General features: G+C 65.0%; 19 protein-coding genes and 2 riboswitches. Of the genes, 14 read left to right on the top strand and 5 right to left on the bottom strand.

What is annotated here, in order from left to right; translation table 11 throughout:
* The first annotated feature begins 19 nt into the window (after nucleotides 1-19).
* Nucleotides 20-196, top strand: a riboswitch (FMN riboswitch).
* Nucleotides 197-292: 96 nt separating this feature from the next.
* Both ribB and PAN31108_RS06855 read left to right on the top strand, forming a co-directional pair.
* Nucleotides 293-1,009, top strand: a complete 717-nt coding sequence (gene ribB, locus PAN31108_RS06860) for a 3,4-dihydroxy-2-butanone-4-phosphate synthase (RefSeq protein ID WP_246183818.1) — start codon at nucleotides 293-295, stop codon at nucleotides 1,007-1,009.
* 319 nt (nucleotides 1,010-1,328) lie between these two features.
* On the top strand, nucleotides 1,329-1,907 hold the full coding sequence (locus tag PAN31108_RS06855; protein WP_150668124.1) for a PaaI family thioesterase: 579 nt from the start codon (nucleotides 1,329-1,331) through the stop codon (nucleotides 1,905-1,907).
* A gap of 112 nt (nucleotides 1,908-2,019) precedes the next feature.
* Here the strand turns inward: PAN31108_RS06855 and PAN31108_RS06850 are convergent, their stop codons facing one another.
* Nucleotides 2,020-3,804: a cation:proton antiporter gene (locus PAN31108_RS06850; RefSeq protein WP_150668123.1), complete on the bottom strand. Its 1,785-nt coding sequence runs from the start codon at nucleotides 3,802-3,804 to the stop codon at nucleotides 2,020-2,022.
* A 564-nt stretch (nucleotides 3,805-4,368) separates the two neighbouring features.
* On the opposite strand from PAN31108_RS06850, the gene PAN31108_RS06845 reads away from it, so the two are divergent.
* The 4 genes from PAN31108_RS06845 (at nucleotide 4,369) to PAN31108_RS06830 (ending at nucleotide 7,943) form a co-directional block, all read left to right on the top strand.
* Complete coding sequence (locus PAN31108_RS06845; RefSeq protein WP_150668122.1) at nucleotides 4,369-5,055, top strand: DUF2848 domain-containing protein; 687 nt, start codon at nucleotides 4,369-4,371, stop codon at nucleotides 5,053-5,055.
* A 14-nt stretch (nucleotides 5,056-5,069) separates the two neighbouring features.
* Nucleotides 5,070-5,789 carry a GntR family transcriptional regulator gene (locus PAN31108_RS06840; RefSeq protein ID WP_150668121.1) on the top strand — a complete coding sequence of 240 codons (720 nt, stop codon included), beginning with the start codon at nucleotides 5,070-5,072 and terminating at the stop codon, nucleotides 5,787-5,789.
* A gap of 2 nt (nucleotides 5,790-5,791) precedes the next feature.
* Nucleotides 5,792-7,177, top strand: coding sequence for an amidase (locus PAN31108_RS06835; protein WP_150668120.1), 1,386 nt, complete (start codon nucleotides 5,792-5,794; stop codon nucleotides 7,175-7,177).
* Between the two features lie 253 nt (nucleotides 7,178-7,430).
* Nucleotides 7,431-7,943 (top strand): disulfide bond formation protein B, encoded by a 513-nt coding sequence (locus PAN31108_RS06830; RefSeq protein ID WP_150668119.1) that lies wholly within the window; start codon nucleotides 7,431-7,433, stop codon nucleotides 7,941-7,943.
* A 199-nt stretch (nucleotides 7,944-8,142) separates the two neighbouring features.
* On the opposite strand, the gene PAN31108_RS06825 is transcribed toward PAN31108_RS06830, so the two are convergent.
* Complete coding sequence (locus PAN31108_RS06825) at nucleotides 8,143-9,123, bottom strand: LysR substrate-binding domain-containing protein (protein WP_150668118.1); 981 nt, start codon at nucleotides 9,121-9,123, stop codon at nucleotides 8,143-8,145.
* 295 nt (nucleotides 9,124-9,418) lie between these two features.
* Here PAN31108_RS06825 and xdhA point away from each other — a divergent pair, with 295 nt between their 5' ends.
* From xdhA to PAN31108_RS06790, 7 genes are all read left to right on the top strand, one after another.
* Nucleotides 9,419-10,900 carry a xanthine dehydrogenase small subunit gene (gene xdhA / locus PAN31108_RS06820; protein WP_150668117.1) on the top strand — a complete coding sequence of 494 codons (1,482 nt, stop codon included), beginning with the start codon at nucleotides 9,419-9,421 and terminating at the stop codon, nucleotides 10,898-10,900.
* Nucleotides 10,901-10,912: 12 nt separating this feature from the next.
* The gene (gene xdhB, locus PAN31108_RS06815) at nucleotides 10,913-13,252 is read left to right on the top strand and encodes a xanthine dehydrogenase molybdopterin binding subunit (protein WP_150668116.1); all 2,340 of its coding nucleotides are present in this window, start codon (nucleotides 10,913-10,915) and stop codon (nucleotides 13,250-13,252) included.
* The gene (gene xdhC, locus PAN31108_RS06810) at nucleotides 13,252-14,331 is read left to right on the top strand and encodes a xanthine dehydrogenase accessory protein XdhC (protein ID WP_150668115.1); all 1,080 of its coding nucleotides are present in this window, start codon (nucleotides 13,252-13,254) and stop codon (nucleotides 14,329-14,331) included. The genes xdhB and xdhC overlap by 1 nt, the downstream gene beginning before the upstream one ends.
* 33 nt (nucleotides 14,332-14,364) lie before the next feature.
* Nucleotides 14,365-15,405, top strand: coding sequence for an adenosine deaminase (locus PAN31108_RS06805; RefSeq protein ID WP_150668114.1), 1,041 nt, complete (start codon nucleotides 14,365-14,367; stop codon nucleotides 15,403-15,405).
* Nucleotides 15,406-15,902: 497 nt separating this feature from the next.
* Nucleotides 15,903-17,354, top strand: a complete 1,452-nt coding sequence (locus PAN31108_RS06800; RefSeq protein ID WP_246183817.1) for an NCS2 family permease — start codon at nucleotides 15,903-15,905, stop codon at nucleotides 17,352-17,354.
* Nucleotides 17,355-17,373: 19 nt separating this feature from the next.
* On the top strand, nucleotides 17,374-18,720 hold the full coding sequence (guaD, locus tag PAN31108_RS06795) for a guanine deaminase (protein WP_150668113.1): 1,347 nt from the start codon (nucleotides 17,374-17,376) through the stop codon (nucleotides 18,718-18,720).
* A gap of 302 nt (nucleotides 18,721-19,022) precedes the next feature.
* Nucleotides 19,023-19,207, top strand: a riboswitch (yybP-ykoY riboswitch).
* Nucleotides 19,208-19,220: 13 nt separating this feature from the next.
* On the top strand, nucleotides 19,221-19,778 hold the full coding sequence (locus PAN31108_RS06790) for a TMEM165/GDT1 family protein (RefSeq protein WP_246183816.1): 558 nt from the start codon (nucleotides 19,221-19,223) through the stop codon (nucleotides 19,776-19,778).
* Between the two features lie 119 nt (nucleotides 19,779-19,897).
* Here PAN31108_RS06790 and PAN31108_RS06785 read toward each other — a convergent pair whose 3' ends face one another.
* Complete coding sequence (locus PAN31108_RS06785) at nucleotides 19,898-20,506, bottom strand: DUF4136 domain-containing protein (protein ID WP_246183815.1); 609 nt, start codon at nucleotides 20,504-20,506, stop codon at nucleotides 19,898-19,900.
* A 224-nt stretch (nucleotides 20,507-20,730) separates the two neighbouring features.
* Between PAN31108_RS06785 and pepN the strand changes: the two genes are divergently transcribed.
* Nucleotides 20,731-23,442, top strand: a complete 2,712-nt coding sequence (pepN, locus tag PAN31108_RS06780; protein WP_150668111.1) for an aminopeptidase N — start codon at nucleotides 20,731-20,733, stop codon at nucleotides 23,440-23,442.
* Nucleotides 23,443-23,488: 46 nt separating this feature from the next.
* Here pepN and PAN31108_RS06775 read toward each other — a convergent pair whose 3' ends face one another.
* Nucleotides 23,489-24,085, bottom strand: a complete 597-nt coding sequence (locus PAN31108_RS06775) for a hypothetical protein (RefSeq protein ID WP_150668110.1) — start codon at nucleotides 24,083-24,085, stop codon at nucleotides 23,489-23,491.
* Nucleotides 24,086-24,403: 318 nt separating this feature from the next.
* Nucleotides 24,404-26,767, bottom strand: coding sequence for a 5-methyltetrahydropteroyltriglutamate--homocysteine S-methyltransferase (gene metE, locus PAN31108_RS06770; protein WP_150668109.1), 2,364 nt, complete (start codon nucleotides 26,765-26,767; stop codon nucleotides 24,404-24,406).
* Nucleotides 26,768-26,774: the final 7 nt, after the last annotated feature.

The raw sequence follows: 26,774 nt of genomic DNA, 5'->3' as shown, positions 1-26,774 counted from the left end.
GCGACATCCGTGCGGCAATACACGTCTTCAGGGCGGGGTGAAAGTCCCCACCGGCGGTAGGTGACGTCGCGCAGATCGCTGCGCCGTCATGAGCCCGCGAGCGCTTGCCACCGTTGCTTTCGCAACATCGGCAGGGTCAGCAGATCTGGTGCGAAGCCAGAGCCGACGGTCATAGTCCGGATGAGAGAAGATGCGTCGATACCCGCGTGCTATGGGATGCCGTCCCATGGTCACGTCCGTTCGCATGCCCCGAAAACGTTTTTCGCCAATTGACTTACGCGAGGAGCGTTTCATGTCCAACAGCACCGCCCGCAATACCCAAGCTGCAACGCAAGACAGCCCATCGACAGACGATCTGCATGCCTACCCGGCATTCGTCGATCTGCCGCCGGTCGAAGTCCGTCTGGCCACCGCGCTCGACGCCATGCGCGATGGTCGTCCCGTCATTCTCATGGACGATCTCGACCGCGAGAACGAAGCCGACCTGATTGTCGCCGCCGAGAAGATCACGCCGGCCACCATGGCCATGCTGATCCGCGAATGCAGCGGCATCGTCTGCCTGTGCCTGCCCGACGAGACGCTTCGCCGCCTCGATCTGCCGCCCATGGTCGAGCAGAACCAAAGCCGTTACGGCACGGCGTTTACCGTGACGATCGAAGCGCGTCAGGGCGTAAGCACCGGCGTCTCGGCTGCAGACCGAGTGACCACGATCCGCGCCGCGATCGCCGACGACGCCCAACCGTCCGACCTGTCCCGCCCGGGTCACGTCTTCCCGCTGCGTGCGCAACCGGGCGGCGTGCTCACGCGTCGCGGTCACACGGAAGGCTCCGTCGATCTGGCGATTCTCGCCGGATTGAAGCCCGCCGCCGTGCTGTGCGAACTGATGAATCCGGACGGCACGATGACACGCGGCGCCGATATCGAGCGCTTCGCCAAGCTGCACGACCTGCCGATCCTGACCATCGACGAGTTGGCTAACTACCGCCTCAGCCACGCTCAGGCGGCCTGAGCCGCCGATGCGCCACCGGCAATGGCGCCGACCGCCGTTGCCGTTGCCGTTGCCGTTGACCTTACCGATACCGGTACCGATCACCACCGCACGCTCCCCGGCCGCCGCCTCGTCCTGCGGCATGCCGGGGCGTTGCGGCATCGGTCGCGCCATGCACGGCCTACGCCCCCACGCCCTGCGGCTTGCTCGGCTTCCTCCGCCCCTTCCTCCAGCGTCGACGCTTCCCTCTAACACCAAACGAGCAATCAAGCACGGTCACTCCTATAATCTGCCAGACGATACGATTGCCTAGCATCATAAAAGTCACAAGGAAGACGTCATGAATACGAAAGTGGATACCCGCCCGGACGCCGCCGCCGTACTGGCACAGTGGGAAGCCGACGAAGCGGCGGTGCGCGAACGCATCGCGCGCAACGGCACGGCCCGCTACGGCGTCGCCACGCCGTCGGACGTCATTGGCCTGTCCGGTCAGGAAATCTTCGACGCCATGTTTGACGGCAAGCTGCCGATGCCGCCGATCAGCGAAACGCTCGGCTTCATTGCCGTCGAGATCGCGAATGGCCGCGCCGTCTTCCAGGGTCGCCCGGCGCTGCCTTACTACAACCCGCTCGGCTCAATTCACGGCGGCTGGTTCGCCACGCTGCTCGACTCGGCCGTCGCTTGCGCCATTCACTCCACCCTGCCCGCCGGGCGCAGCTACACCACGCTCGAACTCAAGACGAACATGGTCCGCGCGCTCACCTGCGACATTCCGCTCGTGCGGGCCGAAGGCAAGGTCATTCAGGCGGGACGTCAGGTCGGTATTTCCGAAGGCCGCATCGTCGGGCCGGACGGCACGCTGTACGCCCACGCAACGACCACCTGCCTGATCTTCGACTTTCCGCCGAAAAAGGCGTAAGCCTGTCCCAGGCAAACGAGCGAAAAAAAGCCCGCCGGAGGATGCCCCGGCGGGCTGCTTACGACGCGACGACTATCCGTCGCCCGATGCGTTGCAACGCTCCGGGCTCGCCTCAGTGCGACGGCCCGTGACCGCCATGCTCGCCATCGGGCTGATGTTCGAGCGTTTCCTTGAGCGCGATCTGCAACTTGGCGTGCATGCGCACGAACCAGCTTCGCATGATGACGGCCAGCACCAGCGTACCCGCGACGATCAGCGCGATCATTTCGGTCGACGGCAGGATACTTGCCGACAACGCCGCCACCAGCAGGATCACCCCGACCATGGCGGCGATCGGCAGGATCTCCGCGACCACACGCCGGACCTGGAACGTGTAACGCCCGGTCAGGCTCGGCGGCACAGACAACTCCACCAGCAGCAACGACAGCGATTTGAGCTTGCGATAAACCGCGATCAGGAAAGGCAGCGACAGCACCAGCGCCCCGCCCCAGACCACCGCGCTTTGCAGACTCGGATCCGACACCCACGGGTTCATCAGCTCCGCAAGACGCCGGTAGAAGAATGCACCGCCGAGGAAGATCGTCACGACCAGCGCCAGATTGATCGCGACACTCACGACGATGCGACGCACGATGCTCACGATGGCCGCGCTGTCCCCCGTCAACTGGATGCTTTGCAGCCACTGCGTGTACTGCCCGAGCACGTAAGTCAGACGCCCCGGCATCGCGCGCCCGAGCCAGCCCGTCACCGGATCGGCGCTCTTGATCAGATACGGCGTGAGCAACGTGGTGATGACCGAGACGGCGACCGCAATCGGATAGAGAAAGTCGCTGGTCACTTTGAGCGAGAGCCCGAGCGACGCGATGATGAACGAGAATTCACCGATCTGCGACAGCCCCATGCCCACGCGCATCGACGTGCGGCCGTCCTGCCCAGAGAGGTACGAGCCCAGCCCGCACGAGACGATCTTGCCGACCACCACCGCGACCGTAATGAGCAGAATCGGCCACACATAGGTGACGAGTACATTCGGGTCGAGCAGCAGACCGATGGTCACGAAGAACACCGCACTGAACATATCGCGCAGCGGCGCGACCAGACGCTCGATGGTATGCAACTCGCGCGCTTCGGCCATGATCGCGCCGATCAGGAACGCGCCGAGCGCCACGCTGTAGCCCATCTGAATCACGAGCAGACAGAAGCCGAAGCACAGCCCGAGCACGACGACCAGCAGCATCTCGTCGCTCTTGAACTTCGCCACATAAGCAAGAATGCGCGGTACGAGCAGAATGCCCACGACCAGCGACACGACCATGAACAGCAGCAGCTTGCCCAGCGTGAAGGTGGCTTCGCCGGCATCGACCTGACCGCTGATGGCGATGCCCGAGAGCAACGCGATCATGCCGATGGCCAGCACGTCCTCCACGATCAGCACGCCGAAAATCAGTTGCGCGAAACGTTCCCGCTTCATGCCGAGTTCATCGAGCGCCTTGACGATGATGGTCGTCGACGAGACCGCGAGCATGGCGCCGAGGAAGATCGAATCCATCGCCTTCCAGCCGAAGAAACGCCCAATCTCGTAGCCAATCCAGAGCATCAGCACGATTTCGGTGAGCGCGGCGACGAAGGCGGTCACGCCCACGCGCGCGAGCTTGCGCAAACTGAATTCGAGCCCCAGCGAGAACATCAGGAACACGACACCGAGTTCGGCAAGGATCCCAATGGTCTTCTCGTCATGTATCAGAGCGAACGGCGGCGTGTAAGGCCCGATGATCACGCCCGCCACGATATAGCCGAGCACGACCGGTTGCCGGAACCGGTTGAAGATGACCGTCACGATGCCCGCCAGCAGCATGATGACGGCCAGATCCTGAATGAAGTCGATGGCGTGATGCATCCGATACGTTCTCCCCGCGGCGCCTTGCGCCGATATTGATGTTTTCGACTCCACGCCGGTGACACGCCGCGTCTTCCGGGAAGCCGCAGCGGTAACACAAGACGTGATGCCTGATAAAGGTGGGAGCCGGCCTGTTTTGCCCTGCCGGCTTGATAGACGTTGCGTTTGTCAGTCCGGTGACGCCGGACCCGCCTGCTGCCGAACCGCCCGATGGCGTTCCTCCTGCCCAGCCCTCGTACGCCACGAATTCCGTGTATTCCACGGATTCCGCGAAAGACTTCGGGCAGGACGCCGGATCGCCCCTCGGAACGACATATCGGCCCAACACCCGGCCGATCGTTCGGCTAACCACTAGCGCCGAACCAATATACGCGATGCCCTGACACGCGCGCAACCCAAGATTGACGGGGCTTTTCATAAAAAATTCCCGTTTTTCACCACATCGTCAGAAATTTTCCTTCTTGATTTTTGTCGTGCGTTCTTGTGAAATATCACACAAATATCAATCGAATTTCACTGACCGCCGGTGTTGTCTACGTCGGTCTTTTCAGGAGTTGTCGACGTATGAGTTCCCATTTGACGTTTACGGTGTCCGGTGACGGCGCCCCTTTGAACCTCGATGTCGCCATCGACACGCTGATCGTCGCCGGTTGGGCCGGGCGCGACCGGGAGGCGGTCGAACACCACATCGCCGAGCTGGCGGCACTGGGCGTGCGCCGCCCGTCGAGCACGCCCTGCTTCTACCGTCTCGCCCCGGCGTTGCTCTCACAGGACGAGGCCATCGACGTTGTGGGTCGGACAAGCAGCGGCGAGGCGGAGTGCGTGCTGGTGCAGCAGGGAGACGACTTATGGGTGAGCATCGGCTCGGATCACACCGACCGCGAAGTCGAGGCCTATGGCGTGACCGTCTCCAAGCAGGTCTGCGCCAAACCGGTGGCGCGCGAGGCGTGGCGCTTCGCCGATGTGGCGGCGCATTGGGATCGCCTGGAACTGCGCTCCTGGGTGACGAGCGACGGCGAGCGGCGTCTTTATCAGGAAGGCACGGTTGCCGGCCTGCTGTCTCCACACGAACTGATGGCAAGGCTCGGCCCGAACGGCTTGCCGGCGGGCGCGGCCATGTTCTGTGGCACACTCGCTGCCATTGGCGGCGTGGCCGGCGGCGAGCAGTTCGAGATCGAACTGCACGACCCGGTCCTCGACCGCACGATCCGGCATCGCTACGCCACACGGGCGCTGGCCATCGCCGACTGACTGCTCCGAACCCGATGCCCAACGACACCCCTTTCGAGTCCCCACCGCCTGCCGCCGCCCGCCAAACCGGGCCCGCTACCGTCATCTCGCAAACGGCGACGGAAGGTCGCAGCCTGACCGAGCGGGCCTACGAGGCGATCAAGCACGACATCATCACGTTGCGTCTGCGCCCGGGCGAAACGCTCAACGAAGCGCAACTGATGCAGTCGACGGGACTCGGGCGCACGCCCGTGCATCAGGCGATGCACCGGCTCGCGCTCGAGGGGTTGTTGGTCATTCTGCCGCGCAAGGGAGCGATGGTCGCCCCCGTCTCGCTGAACGACGCGCTCGAGATCATCGATGTGCGCATGATCAACGAGACGTATTGCGCCGAGCTGGCCGCACGTGCCGCAACGCCGGACGACCTTGCCGCCATCCGTGGCGTGCTGGAACGGTCACGCGACGCCATCGCCGCACGCGACGTGGCCGCCATGATGCGCATCGACCGCGACTTCCATCTGGCGATCTCGCGCACCTCGCGCAACCAGACGCTCGCCGAGTTGCTGCGCGGCCTGCATGAGCGCTCGCTGCGCTTCTGGTTTCTCGCGTTGTCGACGCCGAGCCATCTGGAAGGCGTCTACGAAGAACATCTCGAACTATACGAAGCGCTGGCCGCCCACGACGGCGAGCGCGCCCGTCGGGCAATCGCCCGTCACATCGAAGAATTCCGCACCCATATTCTGAAAGCGATCTGAACATGAGCACCGACGCCATCGATCTGCAACGCCCCCTGTCCGAACTCGCCGCCGCGCTCGATGCCGGGCGCACCACCAGCCGCGCCCTCACCGAGCAGGCGCTCGCGCGCATCGCCGACCCGGCCGGTCAGGGCAAGGTCGTCTTCACGCAAGTCGATGCGCAAGCCGCACGCGACGCCGCCGACGGGCTCGACGCGCTGCGCCGCGCCGGCACACGCCTGTCGCCGCTCATGGGCATTCCCGTCTCGGTGAAGGATCTGTTCGACGTGGCAGGGCAGGTCACGCGCGCCGGTTCCACGGTGCTGGCCGACGCCGCCCCGGCCAAACACGACGCGCTCGCCGTTGCCCGTCTGCGTCAGGCAGGGGCGGTAATCGTCGGGCGCACCAACATGACCGAATTCGCGTTCTCGGGCCTCGGTCTGAATCCGCATTACGGCACGCCCCGCTCGCCCTGGCAGCGCGAGGTCGGGCACATTGCCGGCGGGTCGTCGTCGGGCGCGGCGGCCTCTGTCGCCGACGGCATGGCGGCCGTCGGGCTGGGCACCGACACCGGCGGCTCGATCCGCATTCCGTCGGCATTCTGTGGCCTGACGGGCTTCAAACCCACGGCCGCCCGCACACCGCGCGACGGCGCGCTGCCGCTGTCGACCTCACTCGATTCCGTCGGCCCCATCGGCCGCTCCGTGGATTGCTGTGCCTGGGTCGACGCCATTCTCAGCGGCAATCCGGTGGACGAAACGCCTGCCGCCTCGCGCGACGTGCGCGGCATGCGCTTCGGTATCCTGACCCATTTCGCGCTCGACGGCGCCGAACCGGCCGCGCTCGCCATCTATGAACGCGCCCTCGCCACGCTCGCCAACGCCGGCGCGACGCTCATCGAGTTCGCGTTTGCCCCGTTCGACACCCTGCCGACGATCAACCGCTTCGGCTTCTCTCCCATCGAGGCATATGCATGGCACCGCAAGTTGCTGGCCGAGCGGGCGGACGGCTACGACCCGCGCGTGCTCGTGCGCATTCGCAAGGGGGAGCCTGCGGGCGCGGCCGACTACATCGATCTGCTCAACGCACGCGCGGCCCTCATCGCCGCTGCCCGGCCCGTCTGGCAAAGCTTCGACGCCGTGTTGTGTCCGACCGTGCCGCTCACGCCGCCGGCCATCGCCCCGCTCGAAGCCAGCGACGAAACCTTCACCGCCACCAACGCCCTCGTGCTGCGCAACCCGACCGCCATCAACATGATCGACGGCTGCGCGTTTTCATTGCCTTGCCAGGCGAAGGGAGAAGCCCCAATCGGGCTCATGGTGAGCGGTGCGACGGGCGACGACGCACGCCTTTTCCCGGTCGGACGCGCCATCGAACGTACGCTGCGTTCCGCAGGTCTGGGCGGTTGACGCCACCAGCGTTGACGCGAGGTGCCGGCACATGACGCGCAATGCGGGCGCGCCATGCGCCGCGCGCAACCCTCAACTTGCGGACGGTGGAGCCCCGGAATATGCGCAAGCGTCTGATTTTCTGACGAAAAGTTCCGTAATTTTTCGACTCACACACGCCTCGGGCTGGGGTTACAATCCCAGCCCAAGTGCCTGCCGCCCGGCGTCATGCGGGGATTCGCGGGATTCGTGATGGCCTACCGCCCGAAGTGAAATGAACGCTCAAATCGAACCGGCTCTGCGCCGCGAACGCCTGTTGTATCTCCTGCTCACCGTGGTCTGCCTCGCCTTGCTGGGCGGCGCATTGTACTTTCAGTACGTGCTTCACGAAGATCCGTGTCCGCTTTGCATTCTGGCGCGTTACGCGTTGGTGCTGATCGCGATTTTCGGTCTCGTGGGCGCCGTCTCGCGCGGTTGGGCGGGCATTCAGGTCGCGCGCGTGCTCGCGACGCTGTCGGCCATCGGCGGCATGGCCGCGTCGGGCTATCTGATTTACGTGCAAGCCAACCCGATGGTCAGCTGCGGCTACGACGTGGTCGAGGCATTCGTCGATGCCCTGCCCACCTCGCGCATGCTGCCGCAAGTCTTCCAGGTACAGGGCATGTGTCAGACGATGTACCCGCCGATTCTCGGTTTGACGCTGCCGATGTGGTCGCTCGCCGCGTTCGTGGTGATTTTCCTCGCGCTGGTGCTGCACCGTCCGCGTCGGGCGATCTCGTTGCGATGATTGCGAAGGCTTGAGCCGCGTGCGCCGAACTCGCTGTCGCACCGCGCGCGCCAAAGCACACAACGGCCGTCAGCCCTGGGGCGACGGCCGTTTTTCCGAGCATGCTTCCGGCCGCGCCTATCGCCATCCTTCTCGCCACCCTTCTCGTCGCCCTTCTGGCGGCTTTTCCGGCAGTTTTTCTTCCTGACGCGCGCGCCGCTCAGGGCCGCACGAGGGCAGGCGCGTTCGCCCCACCGCTGCCCCCGCCGAGGCCACTGGCCGCGTCGAGTTCCGTCGCCACGTCGGCAATGCGTCGCCGCAGCCATGTCACCTCGGGGGCGGCGTGGGTTCGCTCATGCCAGAGCTGGTAGAACCGCATGGGCGGAAACTCGATCGGCGACGGCACCACACGAATCGGCAAATAACGCGCGTAGTGCTGCGCAAACTGACGCCCTGTCGTGAACACGAGATCGGTGCGCATCAGCACATACGGCACGAGTCCGAAGTACGGCATCGTCATCTGGATATTGCGGCGCAGGCCCTGCTCGGCCAAATAGCCGTCGATGAAGCTCTGCCGCTCGGCCACATAGGGCATGGGCGCCAGGTGCGGCAATTCCAGATAGTGTTTGAGCGAGATGCCCTTGCTCGCGAGCGGATGCTGCGCGCCCAGCATGCAAACGACCTCGTCGTCGAACAGACGCGACATATGCAACTGCGGCGGCGGTTCCAGCCAGTTGCCGATGACCACATCGAGCGAGCCGTTTTCCAGCGCGCCCGCATAATCGAACCCGGCGTTGATCGGCTGAACGTGCAGTCGCGCCGACGGGGCGTCGCGGCGCAGCACTTCGGCGATATTGGGCAGGAAGACGGCGTCGAGATAATCCGGCGCGCCGAGCCGGAACGCCCGCGTGGTGGTCTGCGGCGCGAATTCGGTCGTGGGATGCGTGATGCGTTCGATGGCGGCGAGCGCGTCGGTGGCGTAGCCCAGCAGTTCCCGGCCGCGCTCGGTGGCCACCATGCCGCTCTTGCCGCGCACGAGGATGGCGTCACCGGTGATTTCGCGCAAACGCCGCAGCGAATTGCTGATGGCCGGCTGCGACTGGCCCAGCTTGAGCGCAGCGCGCGAGACGCTTTGTTCGGTCAGCAGCGTATGGAGCACCCGCAGCAGGTAGGCGTCGATCTGTTCGCGGGGTCTTTGCATGGGCGGGGGCGCTCTGGAGGCGCGTTGAACACCGGAAAACGGCGGGTTGAACGGTAGTTTATGACAATGCCGCGTCATCGGGGCGCTCGAATAGGCATCATCATGCGGCTGAAATATTTCCCCGGTCCGGCGGTGCTATCTTCGCCTCATCCCCTACGCCGGGGCCATGCCAGCCCATTCGGCCCATTCGGCCCATTCGGCCCATTTAGGCCCATTTCGGCCCACGCCATCAGGCTTCAGGGCGATGACAGGCGATACGGCCCCCCTGCAACCCCACTGCACTACACTGAGAACCATGGAGACACAAGCCATCCGCTTCTTTTACCGCGGCAAGGTGCATGAGGTCACTGGCGAAGCCACGACCCGCACCGTGCTTCAGTACACGCGCGAAGCCCTGCACTGCACCGGCACCAAGGAAGGGTGCGCCGAGGGCGATTGCGGCGCCTGCACGGTCGTGATCGGGGAACTGGCCGACGATGGCAACGTGGCGCTGCGTGCGGTCAATGCGTGCATCCAGTTCCTGCCCACGCTCGACGGCAAGGCGCTCTTCACAGTCGAAGACCTGCGCGCCGCCGACGGCACGCTGCACCCGGTGCAGCAGGCGCTGGTGGACTGCCATGCGTCGCAGTGCGGCTTCTGCACGCCCGGCTTCGTGATGTCGCTGTGGGCCATGTATCTGAACCGTCCCGCCGATGCCGGCTGCCCGGGCCGCCGTGAAATCGACGACGTCCTCTCCGGCAATCTTTGCCGCTGCACGGGCTACCGCCCGATCGTCGACGCCGCGCAGAAGATGTTCGAGCTACCGCGTCGCGAGTTCGATCGCAAGGCGCTCGCCGAGCAGCTTCAGGCGTTGCAACGCGGCCCGTCGTCCGCCTCGCTGTCCTACGAGCACGACGGGCAAGTCTTCCATGCCCCGCGCACGCTGGCCGAGCTGGGTCGCCTGCGCGCCGCCAGCCCGGACGCGCGCATTCTCGCCGGCAGCACCGACGTGGGCTTGTGGGTAACGAAGCAATTCCGCGAACTGAAGCACCTCATCTACATCGGCCAGGTGACGGAACTGCGCGAGATTTCCGAGGGTCCGAACGGCATCTACATCGGTGCAGGGGCCTTGCTCAACGATGCGTTCGACGCACTCGTCAAACACTATCCGGATCTGGCCGAACTGCGTCAGCGCTTCGCCTCGTTCCCGATCCGCAATGCAGGCACGCTGGGCGGCAACGTCGCCAACGGCTCGCCCATCGGCGATTCGATGCCCGCGCTGATCGCGCTCGGCACACGCATCGTGCTGCACCGCGAAGGTGTGGTGCGTGAGATGCCGCTCGAAGCCTTCTACCTGGCGTATCAGAAGACCGCTCTCGAACCCGGTGAATTCGTGCAGGGCATTCGCGTGCCGCTGCCGGGGGCGAATCAGCGCTTTCGCACGTACAAGCTCGCGAAGCGTTTCGATCAGGACATTTCCGCGGTGTGCGCCGCCTTTGCCATCGAACTCGACGGCGACACCGTGCGCTCGGCTCGCGTGGCCTTCGGCGGGATGGCCGCCACGCCCAGACGCGGCAACGCCATCGAAGCCGCGCTCAACGGCCAGCCGTGGACGCAAGCCAGTGTGCACGCCGCCATGGCCGCCGTGCCGACCGACTACCAGCCCCTGTCCGACATGCGGGCGACGAGCGCCTATCGTCTGGCCGGTGCGCAAAATCTGCTGTATCGTTTTTTCCTGGAAACGCGCACCGACGCGCCGCTTGCGGCGCATGAAGTCAACGCGTTCGCGAACGTCTAACCGGAGTTGCCCATGAACACGCAAGTCGAAGGCTTCATGACGCAGACCGCACAGACTGCCGCACAGGTCGGCCGCTCGCGCCCGCACGAGTCCGCCGAGCTTCACGTGGCCGGCGAAGCCACGTACACCGACGACATCCCGGAGTTGCAAGGCACGCTGCACTGCGCGCTCGGTGCGTCGCCCAAGGCGCATGCACGCATCCTCTCGCTCGATCTCGACGCCGTACGCCGTGCCCCGGGGGTGGTCGCCGTGCTCACCGCAGCCGACATTCCCGGCGTCAACGATTGCGGCCCCGTCATTCACGACGACCCGATTCTCGCGGACGGTGTGGTGCAGTACATCGGTCAGCCGATGTTCGCCGTGGTGGCCGAGTCGCACGACGCCGCACGTCGCGCGGCGCGTCTGGCCAAGGGCGAATACGAGGACCTGCCCGCCATTCTCACGCCGCAGGCCGCCAAGGCCGCCGGCGCGGGCGTGATCCCGCCGATGCAATTGCGCCGGGGCGATGCCGACGCCGCGCTGCAAGCCTCGCCGAACCGGCTGAGCGGCACGTTCGAATGCAACGGGCAGGAGCAGTTCTATCTCGAAGGGCAGATTTCGTACGCCATCCCCAAGGAAAACGACGGCATCCACCTCTATTGCTCGACGCAGCACCCGAGCGAGATGCAGGCGCTCGTGTCCCACGCGCTGGGCTGGCACAGCCATCAGGTGCAGGTCGAATGCCGTCGCATGGGCGGCGGCTTCGGCGGCAAGGAATCCCAGTCGGGCCTGTTCGCGTGCGTTGCGGCGCTGTGCGCCTCAAGGCTCAAGCGCCCCGTGAAGCTGCGTCTGGATCGTGACGACGACTTCATGATGACGGGCAAGCGTCACGGCTTCTACTTCGAGTACGACGTCGGCTTCGACGACGAGGGCCGCATCACCGGCGCGAAGGTCGACATGACGCTGCGCGCCGGCTTCTCTGCCGACCTGTCGGGTCCGGTCGCCACGCGCGCGATCTGCCACTTCGACAACGCCTACTTCGTGCCGGACGCCGATTTGCGCGCGCTGTGCGGCAAGACGAACACGCAATCGAATACGGCGTTTCGCGGCTTCGGCGGCCCGCAAGGCGCACTCATCATGGAAGTGCTGCAAGACGCCATCGCGCGTCGCCTGGGCAAAGACGCACTCGACGTGCGCCGTGTGAACTTTTACGGCAAGACCGAGCGCAACGTCACGCCTTACGGACAAGTCGTCAAGGACAACATCATCCACGAGCTGGTCGCCGAACTGGAGCGTACGAGCGACTACCGCGCCCGCCGTGAGGCCGTGCGCGCGTTCAACCGGACAAGTCCGGTGCTGCGCAAGGGGCTGGCGCTCACGCCGCTCAAGTTCGGCATCTCGTTCAACGTGCAGGCATTCAATCAGGCCGGTGCGCTCGTGCACGTCTACCGCGACGGCTCGATGCTGGTGAACCACGGCGGCACCGAGATGGGTCAGGGGCTGAACACCAAGGTCGCGCAGGTGGTCGCTCACGAACTCGGCGTCGACCTCTCGCACGTGCGCGTGACGGCCACCGACACGAGCAAGGTCGCGAACACCTCGGCAACGGCAGCCTCGACCGGGGCGGATCTGAACGGCAAGGCCGCGCAGAACGCCGCGTGGCAGATTCGCCAGCGTCTGGCCGCGTTCGCCGCGCAAAAGTACGGCGGTTCGGCGGACGACGTGCGCTTCGCCAACGACATCGTCAGCGTGAACGGCAACGATGTCCCCTTCCCCGACCTCGTGGAAGCCGCCTACTGGGCGCGCGTGCAACTCTGGTCGGACGGTTTCTACGCCACGCCGGGACTCTCGTGGGACGCCAAGTCGATGAACGGCAATCCGTTCTACTACTTCGCATATGGCGCGGCCGTCTCGGAAGTGCTGCTCGACACACTCACCGGCGAGTGGCGTCTGCTACGCGCCGACGTGCTGCACGACGCCGGCAAATCGATCAACCCGGCGCTCGACATCGGTCAGGTCGAAGGCGCTTTCATTCAGGGCATGGGCTGGCTGACGACGGAAGAACTGTGGTGGAACAAGGACGGCAAGCTCATGACGCACGCCCCGTCCACTTACAAGATTCCCGGCATCAGCGATTGCCCCACGGACTTCCGTGTGGCGCTGTTCGAAAACGCCAACGCGATGGACTCGATCCATCGCTCGAAGGCCGTGGGCGAGCCGCCGCTGCTGCTGCCGTTCTCGGTGTTCAACGCGCTGCGCGACGCCGTGGCGAGCGTGAACGACTATCGCGACGAACCGGTGCTCAATGCGCCCGCCACGTCCGAAGCGCTGCTCATGGCGATCACCGAGTTGCGCACCCGGAGTACCGCCTGATGCATCACTGGGTCGACGTCGCCCACAAGCTGCTCGCTCGCGGCGAAGCAGCGGTTCTGGTCACGATCGCGCGCGTGGAAGGCTCTGCGCCGCGTGAGGCGGGCACCCATCTGCTGGTCACGCGCGAGCATGTGTGGGAGACGATCGGCGGCGGACATCTCGAATGGCGGGCGATGGACGTCGCCCGTCAGTTGCTGCGTCAATACGGACAGCAGGGCGCACGCCACGTCGAACGTTTCGCGCTCGGCCCGAGCCTGGGCCAGTGCTGCGGCGGCGCCGTCACCCTCGCTTTCGAAGTGCTTACGCTCACCGATCTGGCGTGGGTAAGCGCGTTGCACAAGCGTCTGGGCGCCGGCGAAGCGAGCCTGCGCAGCGTGGCGTTCGGCGCCCCCGGGGCGGACGCCGCCGCCAGCCAGCAACAAGGCGGCCCGGTCATGCTGACGGCCCTCGACGCCGCCGAGCCCCTCGCGCACCCGCACACCCTCACCCGCGACGCCGACGACGCCGCCTGCTCCTTCTGGCAAGGCAGCGACGGCTGGCTGTGGCTGACCGAGCGCCTCGCGCCAAGCGACTTCCACATCGTGCTGTTCGGTGCGGGCCATGTCGGACAGGCCATCGTGCAGGTGCTCGCCACATTGCCGTGCCGCGTCACGTGGGCCGACGAGCGTACCGAGACGTTTCCCGCGTCGGTGCCGCCCAACACGGTCGTGGAATCGACGGACACGCCCGAGGCCATCGTGACCGAAGCGCCGCCGGGCGCGTATTTCCTCGTCATGACGCATAACCATGCGCTCGATCAGCGGCTGTGCGAGGCAATCTTCAAGCGTGACGATTTTGCCTATTTCGGGCTGATCGGATCGATGACGAAACGTCGCCAGTTCGAGCACCGTCTGCGCGATCGCGGCGTGCCGCCCGAGCGTTTCGAACGGATGATCTGCCCCATCGGCGTCGCCGGTATCAGCGGGAAAGCGCCGGCGACGATTGCGATCGCCGTCACGGCGCAGTTGTTGCGGGTGCGCGAGCAGCAAATGCGTCAAGGCGCGCCGGCAGCGGTGCAGGATAGCGGCGTGTTGAACTAAAATCCGCCCATCCCCCTCAAACAAGACACGTCCATGCCACTCACGCCCGAACTCGCCAAGACCCTTTGCGCCATGCCCAAGGCGGAGCTGCATCTGCATATCGAGGGCACGCTCGAACCCGATCTGATCTTCCGGCTCGCGCAGCGAAATCAAATCACGCTGCCGTTCCCGAGCGAAGCCTCCCTGCGCGAAGCGTACGCCTTCACCGATCTCCAGTCGTTCCTGGACATCTATTACGCGGGCGCCAGCGTACTGCTCGCCGAAGACGATTTCTACGACATGACGCGCGCCTACATGGCCCGCGCCGTCGCAGACAACATCCGTCACACGGAAATCTTCTTCGATCCGCAGACGCACACCTCGCGTAACGTATCGATGGCCACGGTCATCAACGGCATCGAACGCGCACTCGCCGAAGCCGAAGCGCAGCACGGCATTACCAGCCGCCTGATCCTCTGCTTCCTGCGCCATCTCCCCGAAGAAGACGCCCTGCAAACGCTGGAAACGGCGCTGCCTTATTTCAACAGCCACGGGCACCGTCTCGTGGGCGTGGGGCTCGACTCGTCGGAGCGGGGGCATCCGCCCAACAAGTTCGCCCGAGTGTTCGAACGCTGCCGCGCGCTCGGCCTGCGAATCGTGGCGCACGCCGGTGAGGAAGGCCCGCCCGAGTATATCCACGAAGCGCTCGACATGCTGCGCGTGGAGCGCGTCGATCACGGCGTGCGCGCCATCGAGGACGAGGCGCTGCTCGACCGGCTGGCGCGCGAGAAGATCGCGTTGACGGTGTGCCCGCTGTCGAACGTGCGCCTCAAAGTGTTCGACGACATGACACAGCACACGCTGCACCAACTGCTCAAGCGCGGTCTGGCCGTCACTATCAACTCGGACGATCCGGCCTACTTCGGCGGCTATCTGAACGACAATTTTCTCGCCACGTTCAACGCGCTCGATATGACGCTCGACGACGCTTACACGATGGCAAGGAACAGCTTCGAGGCGTCGTTCATCGACGATAGCGAGAAGCGCCGTCTGGTCGGTGAACTGGAGCAGTTCCGCGCGGCGCACGCAGCGTAGGCGGCAACGGACGCTTGGGAGGCCGGGGGGACCTGGGCGGGCTTTGGGGGGCTTGAGCGGCCCGCGAAACCGGCAGGCGATATAGGCACCGATAGCCCATCGAAAACCCTCATACGCCTACCGGCGCCTACAAATAGCCCATAAAACAGCGCATAAAGTACATAAGCGGCGCATCGTCGGCCCACAGATGAGCCACCGATGCCCCACAGATCGCGCATCCGCCATCGGTCAACGCACCGCCCCTGACCGTCCGGCAAATCGAACGCCCGAATCATCGTCCGAATCATTCGGGCGTTTTTTATGCCCACGCCGTCGGTTCCGCCAGCGCCGCGCGCCGCATCACATTACCTCCCGATGATGTGGAACATTCCGCGCGAGGAATATTTTCGCGGGGACCCGATGCTATTTTTCGAGCGTGCCCCGATACGTGCCCAAGGTGCCCCCACACCGCCGGCGCGAGGCGCACTCCACATAGAACATATCGGAGACAACACCCCATGGACTCATCGCTCAGCCCCCCGGCGAGTAATGCACTGGACGCCGCCCTCGATGCAGCCACGGCGCCGGAAGCGGCGCACGATCTCTCGCGCGTGGCGGGCGCGCAACCGACCTCCACGCTCGACCGTTATTTCGGCATCACGGCGCTCGGCTCCACATTCCGCACCGAAGTGATCGCGGGTATCACGACCTTCCTCGCGGCGATGTACATCATCGTCGTGAACCCGGCCATTCTGTCGAAGACGGGCATGGCCTTCCCGGCGGCCCTCACCGCTACGGTGCTCATCAGTTTCTTCGGTAGCTGCGCGATGGGGTTGTACGCCCGCAATCCCGTGCTCGTCGCGCCGGGCATGGGGCTGAACGCGCTGTTCGCGTTCACGATGGTGCACGGCGTCGGCATGCCGTGGCAGACCGCACTCGGTTGCGTGTTCTGGTCGGGCATTCTCTTCGCGCTGCTCGCCGCGCTGAACGTGCGACGCTTCGTCGTCGAGGCGATCCCCGCGAACCTGCGCTACGCGATCTCGTGCGGCATCGGCCTGTTCATCACCGTGATCGGGCTGGTCAACGCCAAGCTCGTGGTGAGCGATCCGGTCACGGTCGTGCGTCTCGCGCACCTGTCGCCACCGACGGTCACGTTCCTGATCGGCCTCGCCCTCACGACGGTGCTCGTCGCGCGCCGCGTGAACGGCGCGCTGATGATCGGCATCGTCGTCACCACGCTCATGGCCGTGCCCATCGGTCGCCTGTGGGGCGACGGCAGCGCCTACTTCCCGAAGGAAATCGCCACAGCCACGCTGGTGAACTTCCAGGGCTTCTTCGCTGCGCCGGACTTCTCGGGCATCGGCCAGCTGGACCTGATGGGCGCGCTGAAGGTGGCTTACCTGCCGTTCATCTTCGTGATGCTCTTCACGGCGTTCTTTGATACCCTCTCGACCTTCATGAGCATTGCCGAGGCAGGCAACATGAAGGATCGCGACGGCAACCCGCGCAATATGCGCCAGGCGATGATCGTCGACTCGTTCTCGGTGCTGATCTCCGGCCCGCTCGGCACGAGCCCGGCAAACGCCTATATCGAATCGGCCGCCGGTATCGCGCAAGGCGGCCGCACCGGGCTGACGGCGGTCGTATGCGCCCTGCTGTTCCTGCCGTTCCTGTTCCTCTCGCCAATGCTCTCGCTCGTGCCGGCCATCGCCACAGCGCCTGCGCTGATCCTCGTCGGTGTGTTTATGATGGAATCGGTGGCGCGCATCGAATGGCATCGTATGGACGAAGCCATCCCGAGTTTCATCGCGCTCGTGATGATTCCGATTTCGTACTCGATCACCGACGGCATCGCCTACAGCTTCCTCGCCTTCGTCGTCCTCAAGTTGTTCACGGGGCGCGTCAAGGAGATCAAGCCCGCGATGTGGGTCGTCGCAGCGCTGGCCGTACTGCTGCTCACGCAAATGTAAAGACTGAAGGACCCCACTCATGTCCACCGCAAACCCAGCTACGACTGCCCCCGCCGGTCTGCGCGCCGTTCGTGCACAACTGGTCTACTTCACGCACGATCCCGCACGCGCCTATCTCGACGGCACCCCGGGCACCGTGCACCATACGGACGGTATCGTCGCGTTCGCCCACGGCCGCATCACCGCCGTGGGCGACTACGCCGCGCTCGCCCGGACGCTGCCTGCCGGCACGCCCGTCGAAGACCTGCGCGACAAGGTAATCACACCCGGCTTCATCGATACGCACATCCACTATCCGCAAACGGATATGATCGCGTCGCCCGCGCCGGGGCTGCTGCCGTGGCTGGAGACATACACGTTCCCGACCGAGCGCCGCTTCGAGAATCCGGAATACGCGGCAGACGTCGCCCGGTTCTTTCTCGACGAACTCCTGCGCGGCGGCACCACGAGCGCCATGGTGTACTGCACCGTGCACCCGGGCTCGGCCGACGCCTTTTTCAAGGAAAGCGATTCGCGCAATCTGCGCATGATCGCGGGCAAAGTGATGATGGATCGCAATTGCCCCGAATTCCTGCGCGACACCGCCGAGAGCGGCGCCCGCGACAGCGAGACGCTGATTCAGCGCTGGCACAACAAGGGGCGTCAGCTCTACGCGCTCACGCCGCGTTTCGCACCGACCTCGACCGAAGCGCAACTCGGTGTGTGCGGTGAACTGGCCGAGCAGTATCGGGACGTCTTCATCCAGAGCCACGTGGCGGAGAACACCGACGAGGTCGAATGGGTGCGCTCGCTGTTTCCGGGGCATCGCAGCTATCTCGACGTCTACGACCACTACCGCCTGCTGCGCAAGCGCGCCGTGTACGGCCATTGCATCTGGCTCGACGAGCACGATCGCCGCCGCATGTTCGAGACGGGCACCGTCGCCGCGCATTGCCCGACATCGAACCAGTTCCTCGGCAGCGGACTGTTCGACTTCGCCGCCGCCGAAGCAACGCGCATGCCGGTCACGCTCGCCACAGATGTGGGCGGCGGCTCCACGTTCTCGATGTTGCAGACGATGAACGAGGCGCACAAAGTGGCGCGCCTGTCGGGCTATCACCTCTCGGCCGAACGTATGTTCTATCTGGCCACCGAGGGCGCTGCGCACGCGCTGGACCTGCACGGCACGATCGGCACGCTGGCCGTGGGTGCGGAAGCCGACTTCGTGGTGCTCGATCCGAAGGCCACGCCGTTGCTCGCGCGTCGCACCGCGCTGGCCGAGTCGCTGGAGGAGTTGCTGTTCGCGTTCGCCATGCTCGGCGACGACCGTGCGATCGCCACCACCTACGCCGCAGGCGTGCCGGTGCATCGCCGGGCGGCGCACTGATCCGCGATGCAACGTTCCGGTGCGAAGCATCGGAATGACGGATGACGGCACGACGCCTGTTTTTGCGCGGAAACGCCCACCACTGCCTTGGCGTGGCGCTCGTTCCCGCGCAGTCGCCGGCCGCGCGCAAGGGGCATGCGGCCGGGGATCTCCTTGGGCGGCTTCGGCCGCCCTTTTTTGCGCTTTGCGCATGACATCCGCTTGACGCCGCTTGACGCATCGCATGATGCCCGCAGGGCGCGCACCCATCGCACCTGCGACGCGCCGTCACTTGCGCATCAACGATCGAATGCTATAATCCGCCTCGATTCATTGGGGAGTAGCCGCCCTGTCATAGACAACTGTCTTCGACAGGGGCGTACGTCAACAAACTTGGCCGGTTCCGGCTATGGCGTGCGCAGCCCTCGGGCCTGGCGAGACCGATGACGATGCTTCCGCCAACCGGGCCGGGATGCATTGTCATTGGCTCGCAATTACACGGCCCGGTGGAGAAAAATAAGGTGTCCCCATTCCTCGTATCGACCGGCGTGGTCGCGCTTGCCGAAATCGGCGATAAAACCCAATTGCTGTCCCTCGTGCTCGCGGCGCGCTTCAAGAAGCCCGTGCCGATCATTCTCGGCATTTTCGTCGCCACCCTCGTCAATCACGGCTTTGCCGGCGCCGTTGGCGAATGGCTGTCGAGCGCGGTCAGTCCCGCCATCATGAAATGGGCCGTCGTCGCGTCGTTCATCGGCATGGCGATCTGGATTCTCGTGCCCGATAAACTCGACGACGAGGAAACCAATACACGTCGCAAGTTCGGCGTCTTCGTGTCGACCGTCATCACGTTCTTCATCGCCGAGATGGGCGACAAGACGCAGATCGCCACGGTGATGCTCGCGGCCCGCTATCAGGATTTCTTCGGTGTGGTCGCCGGTACGACGCTCGGCATGATGCTCGCCAACGTGCCCGCCGTGCTGGTGGGCCACAAGTTCTCGGGACGGTTGCCCACGCGTGCGGTGCATGCCGTCGCCGCCGTGATCTTCCTCGTGCTCGGCCTCATCACGTTAATGCAGTAACGCAAAACGCCGGCGCAGCGCCGTGCGTCGTCTGACGCACGCGCCGCACCGGCGTTTTGTGCCATCGTCCTGCCCACCCACTTTGTTTCGCCTGACACAACTGTCGGCGCGTTTGCGTCTTACTTGCCGACTTGCTGCTGCACGGTGACCGTGCGCCCACTCGGGAACGGCAACTGCTTGAGCGCGGCGTCGATCAGGTACGGCATCGCCGAGGCGAGCGACGTACCGGCGTCGCTCGTATCGGCCTGCACACGGTACACCTCCTTGCCGCTCGCCCGGTCGGTGAAGCGCAACTGCAAGCCGGCGAGTGCGTAAGGATAATCGCGCTGGACGTATGCGGGCGGCGCGCCGTACGGATAACCGTACCAGCCCCACGGACGTCCCCACGGCCCCCACGGGCCGGGGGCGAACATCGGATCGTAAGCCGGTTCCGTCACGCGCATCACTTGTTGCTGAATGCCGTAGGTCATGCCGACCAGATAGTGCGCGCTGGACGCACTTTGTTCACTGAAGCCGTCACCGGCCAGTCGGGTACGCAGCCACTGCTCGTATGTCGCGTGCTCCTGATTGTTCTGCTGCTCGGGCGTGCGCGTGAGCGCATAGGTCCGCGGACCTTCGAAACCCGGCGAATTGCCGAACGCGGTGACCTGACTGGTGACCGTGCTGGCGCATCCCGCCAGCAAGACGCTGGCAACGGCCAACGTCGCCATTCCCCATCGTTTCCACATGATTCACAACTCCCGAGAGACTCCACGACCGGCAGCACGCGCGGGGGATGCGCCCCCGAGGGCCGACAACTGCGACGATTTAAGCATAGGACGGCGCCTCGCGCACATCCGAGTCATTTGACGGATGCGTTGAACGAAAATTCAGCAAATTTGCGGCCTGGACGCCAAGGGCGCGCCACTCCGTTACAATTTGTGAATCCTTGGCCGTCCGCACATTACCGTCCATGCTCAGAACTGACCTCGCAGGTGTCATCCAACGTTCCGACTATACGCCGCCAGCGTATTTGATCGACACCGTTCAACTCGACTTCGATCTCGCCCCCGATGTCACCACGGTCACCAGCCGTTTGCGGGTGCACCGCAACCCGGCCGGCGCGGGCGGCAATCTCGAACTTGTGGGACAGGGGCTGCAACTGGTCAGCCTCGAAGTCGACGGCAAGCCCTGGTCCGGCTACCGAACCGGCGACGAGACGCTCACCGTCGAAGCGCCGCCGCAAGCGTTCGAACTCACGCTCGTCACGCGCTGCCGTCCGCAGGAGAACACGTCGCTCATGGGGCTGTACGTCTCCGGCGGCAACTTCTTCACGCAATGCGAAGCCGAGGGCTTCCGCAAGATCACGTACTTTCTCGATCGTCCCGATGTGATGGCGACGTACACCGTCACGCTGCGCGCCGAACGCGAGGCGTATCCGGTGCTGCTCGCCAACGGCAATCTGATCGACAAGGGCGATCTGCCCGACGGCCGTCATTTCGCCGTGTGGGACGATCCGTTCAAGAAACCCAGCTATCTGTTCGCGCTCGTCGCGGGGCGTCTGGTTTGCCGTGAGGAACGCATCGTCGCCGGCGACGGCCGCGAGAAGCTGCTACAGGTCTGGGTACAGCCGCAGGATCTGGAGAAGACCGAGCACGCCATGCACTCGCTCATCAACTCGATCCGCTGGGACGAAGCGCGCTTCGGCCGCGTGCTCGATCTCGATCGCTTCATGATCGTCGCCGTGAGCGACTTCAACATGGGGGCGATGGAGAACAAGGGCCTGAACATCTTCAACACGAAGTACGTGCTGGCCGATGCCGCCACGGCCACCGACGACGACTTCGGCAATATCGAAGCGGTCGTGGGTCACGAGTATTTCCACAATTGGACCGGCAACCGCGTGACCTGCCGCGACTGGTTCCAGTTGAGCCTGAAGGAAGGCCTGACGGTGTTCCGCGATCAGGAATTCTCCGCCGACATGATGGGCTCCGAGTCGGGCCGCGCCGTCAAGCGCATCGACGACGTGCGCGTGCTGCGCCAGGCGCAGTTCCCCGAAGACGCCGGCCCGATGGCGCATCCGGTGCGCCCCGAGAGCTACGTCGAGATCAACAACTTCTATACCGTCACCGTTTATGAGAAGGGCGCAGAAGTCGTGCGCATGTATCAGACGCTGCTCGGCCGGGACGGCTTCCGTCGTGGCATGGATCTGTACTTCGAGCGTCATGACGGTCAGGCCGTGACCTGCGACGACTTCCGCGCCGCCATGGCGGACGCCAACCAGCGCGACCTCACGCAGTTCGGCCGCTGGTACAGCCAGGCCGGCACGCCGCGCGTGACGGTCGATGCCGTCTACGACGAAGCCGCACGCACCTACACGCTCACGCTCACGCAGCGCTGCCCGAAGGTCGGTGTCGAATTGCAGGACGACACGCTCGTCAAGCAACCGTTCCACATTCCGTTCGCCGTGGGCCTGCTCGATCGCGATGGCCGCGACATGGGGCTGCGTCTGCAAGGCGAAGCGGCCGATGCCTGCGCGCCGACCACGCGCGTACTCGACTTCACGCAGGAGCGTCAGTCCTTCACGTTCGTCGATGTGCCACACTCGCCGATGCCGTCGCTGCTGCGCGGTTTCTCCGCGCCGGTCATCGTCGAACACGAATACACCATCGACGAACTCGCGTTCCTGATGGCGCACGACAGCGATCCGTTCAACCGCTGGGAAGCGGGTCAGCGACTGGCGACGCGTCAGTTGCTCGCCCTCGTCGAATCGATCCAGATGGGCCAGTTGCCAAGCGTGGACAGCTATGTGCTCGAAGCCTTCCGGCAGGTGCTGCGCGACGAGACGCTCGATCCGGCGTTCCGTGCGCAGGCGCTCACGCTGCCCGCCGAGTCGTATCTCGGCGAGCAGATGACGGAGATCGATCCGGCCGCGATCCACGCGGCACGGCAGTACCTGCGTCAGCGTCTGGCGGCGTCGCTCCACACCGAGTGGCTCGCGGCGTATCACAACCATCGCGTGCCGGGCCCGTACCAGCCGGACGCCGCATCGAGCGGCGAACGCGCCCTGAAGAATCTCGCGCTGTCGTACCTGATGGAACTGTCGGACGCCGGTGTGGCGCAAACCGCGCGCACGCAATACGATTCGGCGGACAACATGACCGATCGTTTCGCAGCGCTCACCGCGCTCGTGCAACGCGGCGGTGCGGCGCGCGAAAGCGACGCCGCGCACGGTCAGAACCACGCGGCCGAAGCGTTGGTCGACTTCTATCAGCGTTTCGAAAACGAGCCGCTCGCCATCGACAAATGGTTCGCGCTGCAAGCGATGCAACGCGGTGACGGCAGCCATTGCGTGATCGATGCCGTGCGCGCCCTCATGCGTCACCCGGCATTCACGCTGAAGAATCCGAACCGCGCCCGCTCGCTGATTTTCAGCTTCTGCAGCGGCAATCCGGCTCAGTTCCACGCCGCCGACGGCTCGGGTTATCGGTTCTGGGCGGAGCAGGTGCTCGCGCTCGACGCCCTCAATCCGCAGGTCGCCGCGCGTCTGGCACGTGTGCTCGACCGCTGGCGCAAATACACGCCGGCCCTGCGCGAGCGCATGCGCGAGGCGCTAACGCAGGTCGCGCAGCACAAGGCCTTGTCCAAGGACGTGCGTGAAATCGTGGAAAAGGCGCTCGCCTGATCGCGGCGAACGATCGCGGGTCATGCGATCGTGCCGGCATCCGTCGTCACGGTCGCATGACTTCGAAATACCCGCAGCGGATACAGAGCCTGTAGGGCCATCGCGGCCCCACGCCGATCAGTGGCCGCAGTGCCGGCACCGGAATGACCACGTCGTCGAACGCTCCCGCCATCAGGTAATTGACGGGATCGTTGCACAGCGTGACCTTCCCGCTCATCGCACTGACGCTCAGATGAACGTCCTGCCCCGGATAGTTCGGCGGGTCGCGAAACGTCAACTGATAGATCATCATCACGTTGGCGTCCGGTGGACACTCGACATCGTAGGTGCCATTGAGCAGATTCGCACGAAACGTCAGCCGCAGCGCTTCATCGAAGGCGGCGTGAGACGCGACCGGCGAGCGGACCTCGCCGCGCACGCTCCACCAGAACGGCGAACCGTCTATCGCGTCGAGCTTGACGTCGACGGGCAGAAACCGCTTTTTCTCCTCGCCATCGTAGGACCATGCCCGCATGCAGCCGTCGTAGTGCAACGCCCCGCGCTCGGGCGTACCCTGCTCGTTGATCATGACACGTGGGTACCGGGTGTCGACGGAAACTGGCGGCACGAGATCACCGCGCGAAAGTAGAATGAACTCTTCCATGCGCTACCTCCCGACTTCTGCTGCAAACCTGAGTCGTTGCCGCGAGCGCGTGTTTCTCTGTGTCGTCGCTACCCGCATAAGGCACGCCACTTGCTTGTGATAGTTCGTGTGCGTGCTATTTGCAGCGGAGTCTAGTCAACGAAACGCATTTGCGCACCTGTCAACCCTGACAGGTGCGTCGTTCCTCGTTTCGAGGCCACGATGAAAAACGCCGCCGGCATCTCATGGCGCCTGCGGCGTTTTACGTGCGCGATAGGTGTCACCCACACGGTCTCACATGGCATCTCACGCGGCCTCGCCCGAGGCCGCGGCAAGCGCCTAGGCGGCTTGCGCCTGCTGCCGCACGAGACGCGCTCGCACCGCGTTCGCCGCGGCCACCATGTGGGTCAGCGCACCGTCGACCTGCGTCCAGTCGCGCGTTTTCAGACCGCAATCCGGATTGATCCAAAGACGCTCCGACGGAATTCTCACGAGCGCCGCTTCGATCAGACGCTCCATTTCCGCCTGCGACGGCACGCGCGGCGAGTGAATGTCGTACACGCCAGGGCCGATGTCGTTCGGATACTCGAACGCCTCGAAGGCGTCGAGCAACTCCATGTCGGAGCGTGTGGTTTCGATGGAGATCACGTCGGCATCGAGCGCGGCGATCGACGGCAGAATGTCGTGAAACTCCGAATAGCACATGTGCGTGTGGATCTGTGTATCGTCGGCCACTCCCGACGAGCACACGCGAAACGCCCGCACGGCCCATTCGAGGTACGACGGCCAGTCGCGCTCGCGTAGCGGCAACCCCTCGCGCAAGGCCGGTTCGTCGATCTGAATCACGCGCACACCGGCCTTCTCCAGCGCCGCGACCTCTTCTCGCAGCGCCAATGCGATTTGCAGCGCCGTTTGCTCGCGCGGCTGATCGTCGCGCACGAACGACCATTGCAGCATCGTGACCGGCCCCGTCAGCATGCCCTTGACGGGCTTGTCGGTGAGTTGCTGCGCGTAGGCGCTCCACGCCACCGTCATCGGTTCCGGCAAGTAGACGTCGCCATAGATCACCGGCGGCTTCACGCAGCGCGAGCCATAGCTCTGCACCCAGCCGTTCGCCGTGATGACGAAGCCCCACAGCAATTCGCCGAAGTACTCGACCATGTCGTTGCGCTCGGCTTCGCCATGCACGAGCACGTCGAGACCGTAGGCTTCCTGCTTTTCGATGGCCAGACGGATCTGTGCGCGCATCGTCTCCAGATAATCCAGATGCGACATGGCATGACGCCTGAACTCGGCGCGCGCGGCACGGATCGCCGCCGTCTGCGGGAATGAGCCGATGGTCGTGGTCGGCAACGGCGGCAATTTGAGCCAGGCACGCTGTGCCCGGGCGCGCGCCGGGTAGGCGGACGCACGACGCGCGTCCGCCTCGGTCAGCGCCGCCAGACGCTTCTGCACCACGGTGTTGTGGATACGCGGCGAGGTGCGGCGCGCAGCCTGCGCCGCCGCATCGGCCACGAACGCCTCTTGCACGTCCGCGCGGAGGAATTCGGCGGCGTCGAGCGAGCAACGCAACAGCGCCACTTCCCCGAGTTTCTGCACGGCGAACGCGAGCCAGGTGCGCACCTCCTTATCGAGTTGCCCTTCGTTCGCCAGATCGACCGGGCAGTGCATCAGCGAGCAACTGGAGGCCACCCACAGACGATTTCCGAGCGCTTGCGCCAACGGGGCAAGTTGCGCACGCGCGCGGGCCAGATCGGTACGCCAGACGTTACGGCCGTCGACCACACCGACGGACAGGACCTTGTCGTGGTGCGACGACCATCGCGATGCGAACGCCTCCAGCGCCTGCGGCGCACGCACGGCGTCCAGATGCACGCCGGCCACCGGCAGCGACGCCAGCAGGTCCGCGTGCTCGCTGACGTCGCCGAAGTACGTGGCGAGCAGCAGCGACGGGGCCACGGGCGACAGACGCGCGTATGCCGGCGCAAAGGCTTCACGCCACGGCGCGGGCAAGTCGAGCGCGAGGATCGGTTCGTCGATTTGCACCCACGTCACGCCCTGCGCCTTCAGGCGGCCGAGCACGCGCGTGTATTGCACAAGCAATTCGGGCAACAACGTCAGACGATCCGTCAGTCCGCCCTTCTCCTTGCCGAGATACAACAGGGAGAGCGGCCCGAGCAGCACAGGCTTGACGTTCGGCCCCTCGGCCAGCGCTTCGGCAACTTCTTCGAACAGCCAGTCGGTGCCTTCGCCAAAGCGCGTCTGCGGCGAATACTCCGGCACGAGGTAGTGATAGTTCGTATCGAACCACTTCGTCATTTCCATCGCGCTTTGATTGGCGCTTTGATTGCCGCTTTGATCGGCACGCTGATCGGTGCCGTTGCCCGCATGCCCGCGCGCGGCGACGAAGTAATCGGCCAGCGAGCGCGTGGCGGCCGCGAAGCCGAAGCGCGCCGGCAACCCGCCCACGAGCGCCAGCGTCGAGAGCACGTGGTCGTACCAATGGAAGTCGCCGACGGTAATCCAGTCGAGCCCCGCATCGCGCTGGGCGCGGCGGTTCGCTGCGCGGATGCTGCGCCCCGTGTCCTGCAACGCCGGCTCGTCGCACGCGCGCATGCCGCCATGCCAGAACGCCTCGACGGCGAATTTGAGTTCACGCTGCGCGCCGATGCGCGGTAATCCGAGTACGTGGGCCTGAGCCATGAGCGTT

The organism is Pandoraea anhela, from assembly GCF_902459655.1.
Taxonomy (GTDB): Bacteria; Pseudomonadota; Gammaproteobacteria; order Burkholderiales; family Burkholderiaceae; genus Pandoraea; species Pandoraea anhela.
The sequence above is the reverse complement of the archived record's forward strand: the minus strand, read 5'-3'. Positions and strand labels throughout refer to the sequence as shown.